We start from the raw sequence: 998 nt of genomic DNA on the forward strand, positions 1-998 counted from the left end.
GGGCTCGGCGGACCATGCTTTGCAGATGGCCTCGTAGGGCGTGAGACCCCGCAGGGTCTTCAGGCGGCGGCCAAAATTGTAGGCGCTGACGAAGTCGGCCAGATGGGCGCGGAGCTTGTCGTAGCTGTCATAGTGGTAACGCTTGACCGTCGCGTCCTTGATCGTGCGGTTCATTCGCTCGACCTGACCGTTGGTCCAGGGATGGCGCGGCTTGGTCAGGCGATGGTCGATATCGTTTCGGGCGCAGGCGGACTCAAAGCTGTGGGCTCGGAAGGTCTCTCCGGCCTCGATCGCCTCCTTGATGATGGATGCGGCCGAGGCAACGTTGCCGGGTGTCGTGAAGTGGGTGCCGTTGTCGGTGAGCACCGTGTGCACCTTGTAGGGCACGGCCTCGATGAGATGGCGGAGGAAGTCACCCGCAACCCGCCGTGTCGCCTTCTCATGAAGCTCAACGAAGGCGAACTTGGTCGTGCGGTCGATGGCGACGAGCAGGTAGAGCCGCCCTTCCGCCGTGTGAACCTCGGCCAGATCAATGTGGAAGTAGCCGAGCGGGTAGGCCTTGAAGCGCGAGCGCTTGGGCTTGTCGCCGTCGACCTCCGGCAATCGGCTGATGCCGTGGCGCTGCAGGCAACGATGCAGCGACGAGCGGGTCAGGTGCGGGATCGTGGCCTGGAGCGCGTAGAGGCAGTCGTCGAGGGGCAGGAGCGTGTGACGACGAAAGGCGACGACAATCGCTTCCTGCTCGGGTGACAACACCGTCGAGCGAGGATCCTTCGGCCCCGTGCGCTGGTCGGCGACCGAGGTCCGCTGCCGCCACTTGGCGACCGTCTTCTGGTTGATCCCGTAGCGCTTCGAGAGGGCCCTCAGGCTCGCTTGACTATGCTGGATCGCTCGACGGATCGCCTCAGTCGTCGTGGCGCTGCCGTGAAGAACTTGGCCCATAGCTCATCCCTCCACTCCGACGTGAAGACTGCACCATCAAACCCTGGGATCAAACA

General features: G+C 63.7%; 1 protein-coding gene. It reads right to left on the reverse strand.

Going from position 1 to position 998, the window contains the following annotated elements; genetic code table 11:
- On the reverse strand, positions 1 to 942 hold a 942-nt coding region (locus FV222_RS27240; RefSeq protein WP_147816252.1), incomplete at its 3' end, for an IS481 family transposase.
- Positions 943 to 998: the final 56 nt, after the last annotated feature.

This window comes from Methylobacterium sp. WL103 (genome assembly GCF_008039885.1).
GTDB classification, from domain to species: Bacteria; Pseudomonadota; Alphaproteobacteria; order Rhizobiales; family Beijerinckiaceae; genus Methylobacterium; species Methylobacterium cerastii.